7 protein-coding genes are annotated in these 7,209 nt (G+C 59.2%); 1 reads left to right on the top strand and 6 read right to left on the bottom strand.

The annotated features are described in order from the left end of the window. Nucleotides 1-40: 40 nt before the first annotated feature. Nucleotides 41-337, bottom strand: coding sequence for a hypothetical protein (locus R3C19_17975; GenBank protein MEZ6062232.1), 297 nt, complete (start codon nt 335-337; stop codon nt 41-43). Next, nucleotides 334-879, bottom strand: coding sequence for a DUF4065 domain-containing protein (locus R3C19_17970; GenBank protein ID MEZ6062231.1), 546 nt, complete (start codon nt 877-879; stop codon nt 334-336). The genes R3C19_17975 and R3C19_17970 overlap by 4 nt, the downstream gene beginning before the upstream one ends. Nucleotides 880-1,278: 399 nt before the next feature. On the opposite strand from R3C19_17970, the gene zwf reads away from it, so the two are divergent. Beyond that, a complete protein-coding gene (gene zwf, locus R3C19_17965; protein ID MEZ6062230.1) occupies nt 1,279-2,829 on the top strand; it encodes a glucose-6-phosphate dehydrogenase in 1,551 nt (516 codons plus the stop codon). Nucleotides 2,830-2,846: 17 nt separating this feature from the next. Here zwf and R3C19_17960 read toward each other — a convergent pair whose 3' ends face one another. The 4 genes from R3C19_17960 to lhgO form a co-directional block, all read right to left on the bottom strand. Beyond that, nucleotides 2,847-3,974, bottom strand: coding sequence for a Gfo/Idh/MocA family oxidoreductase (locus R3C19_17960; GenBank protein MEZ6062229.1), 1,128 nt, complete (start codon nt 3,972-3,974; stop codon nt 2,847-2,849). A gap of 96 nt (nt 3,975-4,070) precedes the next feature. Next, nucleotides 4,071-5,258 (bottom strand): metabolite traffic protein EboE, encoded by a 1,188-nt coding sequence (gene eboE / locus R3C19_17955; protein MEZ6062228.1) that lies wholly within the window; start codon nt 5,256-5,258, stop codon nt 4,071-4,073. A 76-nt stretch (nt 5,259-5,334) separates the two neighbouring features. Then, nucleotides 5,335-5,766: an arsenate reductase ArsC gene (locus R3C19_17950; protein MEZ6062227.1), complete on the bottom strand. Its 432-nt coding sequence runs from the start codon at nt 5,764-5,766 to the stop codon at nt 5,335-5,337. Nucleotides 5,767-5,844: 78 nt separating this feature from the next. Beyond that, complete coding sequence (lhgO, locus tag R3C19_17945; protein MEZ6062226.1) at nt 5,845-7,035, bottom strand: L-2-hydroxyglutarate oxidase; 1,191 nt, start codon at nt 7,033-7,035, stop codon at nt 5,845-5,847. Between the last annotated feature and the right edge of the window lie 174 nt (nt 7,036-7,209).

Raw genomic sequence — 7,209 nt, 5'->3', positions numbered from 1 at the left:
AGCCTCTAGCACTGTTCGAACGACACCAGAACTGCGATCGTCAGGCTTCGTCGGCACGCTTATAGGCGACGTGCCCGATGCCCTTGATGTGGAAGTCCTGCTCATTCGAATCGAACCGAAACAGAATCCGCACAAGGTGCAGCCTGCCATCCAGAACATGTGAGAATTCGGACAGCATGTGGTTCGGCGGTCCCATGTTGGCGGGACAAACCCTGGCGTGTGTTGACGGTGATTCGCTCAGCTTATCGACGTGGTCGAGAGTCATCGACTGAAGCGGGACCGGCAATCTCAACAGGTCCGCTGCTGCTGATTCCGCATAGACCGCATTCCAGTTCATTGCTGTTGCAGAAGCTGTGCTTTCAGGTCAGCGTGTGACACAATGCGACCATCGGCGATATCCCGTTCAGCCTGCAGCAGATGTTCGGCATTGAAGCCGCTGTCCGGTGACAGAGCGAAGAATTCTGTGAGCGACGCATGACTGACGGGACGGTCGGATTGTTCATCTGGCCTTAATCCCTGACGCGCTTCGAGCCAGGGGCGTTCTGAGTGGCTCATGTTGCGAAGAGCCCAGGCGGAGTACGTGCGGTAGCGATTCCAGACTGCGCGGATGAAGTCTCGGTCGTCGTCCGATGGATACTCATCCCGAAACATTCCCTCCGGTATTGGCACTCCCGGCCCAACGACTGTCCGAATCGAACGAACAACGGGACCGTGCGTCCATGCCTGAATCTCGTCCTGGAATGCCGGAATACCGCGCAGCCCCAGAGACAGTCCCTGGACATAATAAAGCAGCTTGTGAAGATGCATTTGAGTCAGCAGTTCTTCGTCGGCATCCGCGAGTCGGAGTAACTCTCCCGCGACCTGTCGTGCTGTTGCCATGACTTCGCCCCGTCCTGAATGAAATCCGCCTGCCCAACATCGTATCCGTGCGGTCCAGGAGTTTGAAGCCGTCTGCTGCCGGGATCCGTGAAGTCGTTGCGATCTGCGATTTTCTCCTTCGTCGTAGTCGGCGGAACTCGCGAATCCGTTCGAGAGACACCAACAGACGACGCCCGGACAGGATCTCGATGTTGATCTGGATGACGTCGACCGATCGTACGGACGTGCCGTTCCCGACAAACAGGTCCGCAATCGCATCGTCGGATCGTGAGCCGTCTCCGCATGAGTCTACCGTCGCTCGGTTCCCCGGTAGTTTGCGGATGGAGCTGCATTCTGGTTCCATTCCCCACTGCTTAATTGTCTATCAACGATCGAACCACCAGCGCAGCGGCAATTTCCATGAAGCAAACTTCGTACCCCGGCGGTGATCAGAGCATCCTGATTTTCGGTGCGTCCGGCGATCTGACCGCACGCAAGCTGATCCCCGCGCTGTTTCAGCTTTCTCGACAGGGATATCTGTCGCCGCGAAGTCCCGTGATCGGTGTGGCGCGGCGAGACAAGTCGGACGAAGAATTTCGTAACGAACTTCGTGCATCCGTGCTGAAATCGTCGGACGATCAGGCGACGAATGCCGCATGGGACACGTTCGCTCAGCAGGTGTTCTACCGTCGCGTTGATATCACCTTTCAGGAAGACTACGTCGCGCTCGGAAAGGCGACCACGGAACTTGAACAGCGACTCAATGCCAGTGGACCGGTTCCCCGAATTGTGTACCTCGCAACGTCGCCGGCGCTGTTTGACGATGCCGTCAGTGGTCTGGACAGCGCCGGACTGATTCCGTCGCGCGGCGAACGCAACCGGCTGCGAGTCGTTGTGGAGAAGCCGTTCGGCCATGATCTGGAATCCGCACGCGAACTCAATGACCGGCTGACTCGTCGGCTGCACGAAGACCAGATCTTTCGCATCGACCATTACCTCGGAAAGGAAACTGTTCAGAACATCCTGCTGTTTCGTTTCGGAAACGCGATCTTTGAACCGCTGCTGAACCGCAATCATGTGGACAACGTGCAGATTACGGTCGCGGAAAATCTGGGCATGGAAGGCGGTCGCGGCGGCTACTACGACACGTCGGGAGCTCTGCGCGATGTGCTGCAGAATCACGTGCTGCAGATTCTGTGTCTGGTCGCGATGGAACCGCCGGCGTTGTTTCAGGCTCGCGAAATTCGCGACGAGAAACTGAAGGTACTGCAGGCGCTGCGGCCCGGTTCGTCAGCCGGTGTGGATGCGTGGACGGTGCGAGGCCAGTACGCCGCGGGCAGCGTCGACGGCAAACCGGCGGTCGCCTATCGCAGCGAAGATCGAGTCAACCCGCACTCCAATCGCGAAACCTATGTGGCGATGAAAGTAGGCATCGACAACTGGCGGTGGGCCGGAGTTCCCTTCTACCTGCGCACGGGCAAGCGGTTGCCTGAACGAGTCAGCGAAATCGTGATTCAGTTCAAGCTGCCGCCCATGCATCTGTTCAGCACAGTGGAATGCGATGGCGACCTGTGCAGCCTGGTGGAAGCTCGCCCCAATCAACTGGTTCTGCGAATTCAGCCGAAGGAATCCATCTTCCTGAGATTCGCCACCAAACGCCCCGGCATGCAGTATCAGGTGGAACCGGTGGTGATGGATTTCGACTACGAAGACCACTTTCCGCACGATCTTCCGGAGGCTTATGAACGCCTGCTGCTGGACGTCGCGCGAGGTGACTCGACGCTGTTTACCCGCAGCGACGAACTCGACGCGGCGTGGCAATTCGTCGATCCCGTCCTGGCAGCGTGGGAAGGCAGTTCCGCAGCACCGGACTTCTATGACGCCGGTACCTGGGGACCCGATTCCGCCGATCGGATGCTGGCCGAAAACGGCCACCACTGGCGAGTTCCGCGTCTGCCGTCTTCGCAATGACGTTCCGCACGGCGGGGTCACGTCTGGGCGGATTCAACGATCTCCGCCGGTGACACGGCACGGTGTTCCTGCACGGACCGGTACGCCGCGTCGACCAGCGCCATCGTCCACAGGTTGTCGCGACCGCTGCACATCGGAGCCCCGCCGGTCTCCAGCGAAATCAGCAAATCGGCCATCGGCCCGATGAATGCGTCGGGAAACCAGGCTTCCTGCCATTTCGGTTCGTGCCACCTTTCACCGTCCATTGTGCGCGTGAACTTCACGGTGCTGGGAACACGTGCCGGATAGCCAGGCCAGCCGATTGTTCCCGCAGCCATTCCTTCCGTCCCTTCGACTCGCCAGCGAATTCCGATATCCGAAGCGGCGCCTTCCCGCGCGGGACCGGCCCAGACGTCGTCCCATGATGAGGCGCGCAGTCCGGAATCGTAATCCAGAATCGACAGCGCAATCCCGTCGCTGTGATCAAACAGCTTCGACGTCCGTGGGTCCGGCCGGACGCTGGCGAAGATCCGATCCGGGTTGCCAAACCAATATCGGAACGTGTCCAGATGATGGATGCTCATGATTCGCAGAGTCACCCAGCCCTGCCGCTGCTGCCACGGCATCCAGTGAGGAATCGCCCGCATGTCGATCGTTGCCAGCACGGGTTCGCCAAGATCGCCGGATTCCAGCAGCATCCGGCACGCTCGCACGGAATGATCCCACCGCATGTTTTGATTGACCGCCAGGGTCACGCCCGCGTCTTCGCACATCTTCACGATCTGCAGAGCCTGGTCGAACGACGTGCCCAGCGGTTTCTGAGCCAGAATGGCCTTCAGTTGACCCTTGCTGTCCAGTGCCCGGCGAATGATGTCCCGCTGGCAATCGGGAGGCACGGCAACGTCGAGCACCTGCACATCCGGATGGGCGACCACGTCTTCGACAGAATCACCGACAGTGCCGATGCCGTGCCGCTCCGCAACGCTCTCAGCAGTCGCCCGCGTTCGAGACGTAATCGCGACCGGATTCAGCCCGTGCTGCCGATACGCAACCAGATGACAGTCGGCCATGATGAACCCGGCTCCGACACAGCCGATGCCGACATCGGCGTTCTTCGGCAGCGCCGGAATAACTCCCTGTTCGAGTTCCGCAGTGGTGACTGGCATAGACGTTGGGGGCCGTGGTTCTTGTTTCGGTTTTCAGTGTCCAGTTTTGAGATCTGAGATTTCAGATTTTCGATCTGGGATCCCGTCGCACGCCGTTCATGCAAGGCCAGCGATGGATTCCAGCAGTTCATACGTGGAAGCGAGTTCCCGACCAATTCGGGAAGCCAGATCGTCGCTCTTCGCTTCTCCGGGCATCACCGGCCATGTGTAAGTTTCGACTTCCAGATGCGGAGAGTATTCCAGCGCCGCGATCCGGCGCAGAGCCGCCTTCAGGTCCGACCGCGTCGTCTTCAGCGGCCCCAGTGTTTCCGCAAACACCGGCACGTGAAAGTGAATCCGCCATGCTTCGGCGCTGAGGAATTCGTCCGGCGGACTGCGATTGATGTCATCTGCAAGCAGGTCCGGACGAGTCACAATGCGAGCGTCATGCAGCCGGGCATACGTCTGATGCAGATAGCGCTGTTCGACATACCGCAGCAGCGCTTCGCGGCCGGCGACGTTACCGGCGGGGTCCGTCAGTTCCACGGCGTTGGTGATATGCACCTTATTAATGCGAACGCCGGCATCCACAAGCTGATCGATCGACCGGGGAATGTGTTCGAACTCCACCGCCTGGTGGCATACGTCGAAACACAAACCGATGTGTTCGCGAACCATCTCCAACTGGCCCTTGACTTCCGCCAGTTCGAACAGCATCGCGAACAGCGGCACGGCGTCCTGCGGAATCGAGGAAATGTGACACAGCGGTTCCGGTTCCACCGCCAGCCGAATCAGCCGGCCGGTTTCCTGATGCAGATCATGCAGGAAGCGAGCCACCTGAATCAGGTTGCTCAGACATGCTGCATGAAAATCCGGTTCTGTTGGAAACATCGTGCCCCCCAGCGGCACGGTCGAAATGCTGCCTTCGCCTCCCTCAGGCAGCAGTTGACTCAGCACACGAGCACAACCCTGTGTGTAGTCAACGCGGAGCCGTTCGCTCCAGTCCGGCAGATAGACCATTTCCTTAACGCGGTCGTCGTGAAAGTCGCCAAACGGAAAAGCGTTCAGCGAATAGCAGACCAGGTCATGCTGCCACAACGTCTGTCCCAGGACATCCAGTCGCGACGGGTCTTCCAGCAATTCGGAAACGACGCTGCTGGCCAGCCACAGTCCCGCCGCCATCGGACGTTCCAGCATTCGATGTGCGGTCGCCGTGTACTGATTCAGACCGTCCAGGACCTCCGCCAGGGTTCGGCCGGGATGAACGTTGGTGCAATAACTCAGAGGCAGCGTCGAGAACGTCATCGGCTGGCTTTCGGAATTCTGATCTGGGATTGGATGCTTGCTGTTTCTGACTCGGGACCCGGAATTCGCAGAGCTTCTAAGTCCCGAAGTGGTTCTGAATCGCCTCACGGATTTCATCACGGACTCGTCCAAATTCGGCCGTCTGTTCATCGGGTGTCCCGGTGGCGTGAAACGGATCATCGAACGGCCAGTGCAGACGTTCAACCGCTCCGGGAAATACCGGGCACTCTTTTTCCGCCGAACCGCAAACGCTGATGATCAGGTCCGGCGGTGTTCCGTGCGGCGGCAGGAAATCCTTGATGTGCTTGCTGGCCTGCTGAGAGATGTCGATCCCCGCGGCACGCATCGCATCGACGGCCTTCGGATGCACATAACCGGCCGGATTTGCTCCGGCGGACAATGCCTCAAATCGATCGCCGAACAGATGCCTCAGAAACCCTTCTGCCATCTGGCTGCGGCACGAATTTCCGGTACACAGAAACAGAACTCGTCTGCGTTTTGAAGTCATAAGGTTCGGCTTGTAGGAGGCAGGAGAGAGTGTGCCTGACGTTCGGATTTCAAGTCTCTGAACTCGATGACCAGCGCGTTACACGCTCAACTGTTCGACGACATATTTCCCGATGTTCAGCGACGCGGTTGCGGCGGGTGAAGGCGCGTTGCAGACGTTCAGCACGCGGTCCTGCCGAAGAATGAGAAAATCGTCGACGAGATTTCCATCCGGCGCCAGCGACTGGGCGCGCACGCCGGACGGCGCGGTTTCCAGATGTTCGGCACGAATCTCCGGCACCAGCTTCTGCAGTGCCTTCACGAACGCCGATTTCGACAGTGACCGGTGAATTTCTCCCAGACCCGTCTTCCAGTATTTCAGCGCCAGCCGCAGAAATCCCGGGTAGGTCAGCGACTCAGCCAGATCCTTCAGACTGATCGTGCCCCACGTGTAACCTTCACGCGCCAGCGCCAGCACGGCGTTGGGTCCGCATTCCACTCCGCCTTCAATCATGCGAGTAAAATGCACACCCAGAAACGGAAAGCTGGGGTCGGGAACCGGATAGATCAGTGTGTTGCACAGATATTCGGCTTCGGGCTTCAGAACGTAGTATTCGCCGCGAAACGGAACGATGCGTTCCTTCAGTGACTGGCCTGACATCCGCGCCACGCGGTCGCTGTGCAGCCCCGCGCAGTTGACGACCTGAGACGCCGTCAACGTGCTGCCATTCGCATCGATGGTCACAGCGTCGGTCGACTGGCGGATTGCTGTGACTTTCGTGTTGAATCGAATCTCTCCGCCCCGAGCACGAATGAGTTCCGCCAGTTTCCGGCAGACTCCCGGATAGTCGACGATCCCTGCTTCCGGCACATGAATCGCCCTGATACCGGCGACGTGAGGCTCCAGTTCCTTCAGCCGTGCGACGTCGATCATCTCGCACTTCACACCGTTCTGTGTGCCTCGTTCGAAGATCCGTTCCAGCGCCGGAAGCTGTTCGTCGCGAGTGGCCACGATCACTTTTCCGGTCTGCTTCCAGGCAACTTCGTGAGCCGTGCAGAAGGCTTCCAGAGCCAGCTTGCCTTCGCGGCAGTTCTTCGCTCGCAGCGAACCGGGCTTGTAATAAATGCCGGAATGAATCACGCCGGAATTGCGGCCGGTCTGATGGGCGGCCACGCGATCTTCTTTCTCCAGCAGCACGATTTTCGTCGACGGCGACCGTTCGCCGATCTGCCATGCGGTCGCCAGCCCGATGATTCCTCCGCCAATGATGGCGACGTCTGTGTCAGTCATTGTCGAAGTTCAAAATCCCGAAGCGAGGTGACTTGGTCATTCTCCGTCCGCAATCCGCGACGATGAGCGGTTCGGCACTGAGTATCGCAGAACGCGCTCAAACGGCAACCTGACCACCTTCGCACTCGTCCGCCGGCGACATAGACACGACGCGTGGCGGGCCGACGCCGTGGC

The organism is Planctomycetaceae bacterium (assembly GCA_041398785.1).
GTDB lineage: Bacteria > Planctomycetota > Planctomycetia > Planctomycetales > Planctomycetaceae > JAWKUA01.
The sequence above is the reverse complement of the archived record's forward strand: the minus strand, read 5'-3'. Positions and strand labels throughout refer to the sequence as shown.

Excerpts from the sequence above, each read along its gene's own strand:
- R3C19_17975 (MEZ6062232.1), bottom strand. The coding sequence starts at position 337 with ATGAACTGGAATGCGGTCTATGCGGAATCAGCAGCAGCGGACCTGTTG.
- R3C19_17970 (MEZ6062231.1), bottom strand. The coding sequence starts at position 879 with ATGGCAACAGCACGACAGGTCGCGGGAGAGTTACTCCGACTCGCGGAT.
- zwf (MEZ6062230.1), top strand. The coding sequence starts at position 1,279 with ATGAAGCAAACTTCGTACCCCGGCGGTGATCAGAGCATCCTGATTTTC.
- R3C19_17960 (MEZ6062229.1), bottom strand. The coding sequence starts at position 3,974 with ATGCCAGTCACCACTGCGGAACTCGAACAGGGAGTTATTCCGGCGCTG.
- eboE (MEZ6062228.1), bottom strand. The coding sequence starts at position 5,258 with ATGACGTTCTCGACGCTGCCTCTGAGTTATTGCACCAACGTTCATCCC.
- R3C19_17950 (MEZ6062227.1), bottom strand. The coding sequence starts at position 5,766 with ATGACTTCAAAACGCAGACGAGTTCTGTTTCTGTGTACCGGAAATTCG.
- lhgO (MEZ6062226.1), bottom strand. The coding sequence starts at position 7,035 with ATGACTGACACAGACGTCGCCATCATTGGCGGAGGAATCATCGGGCTG.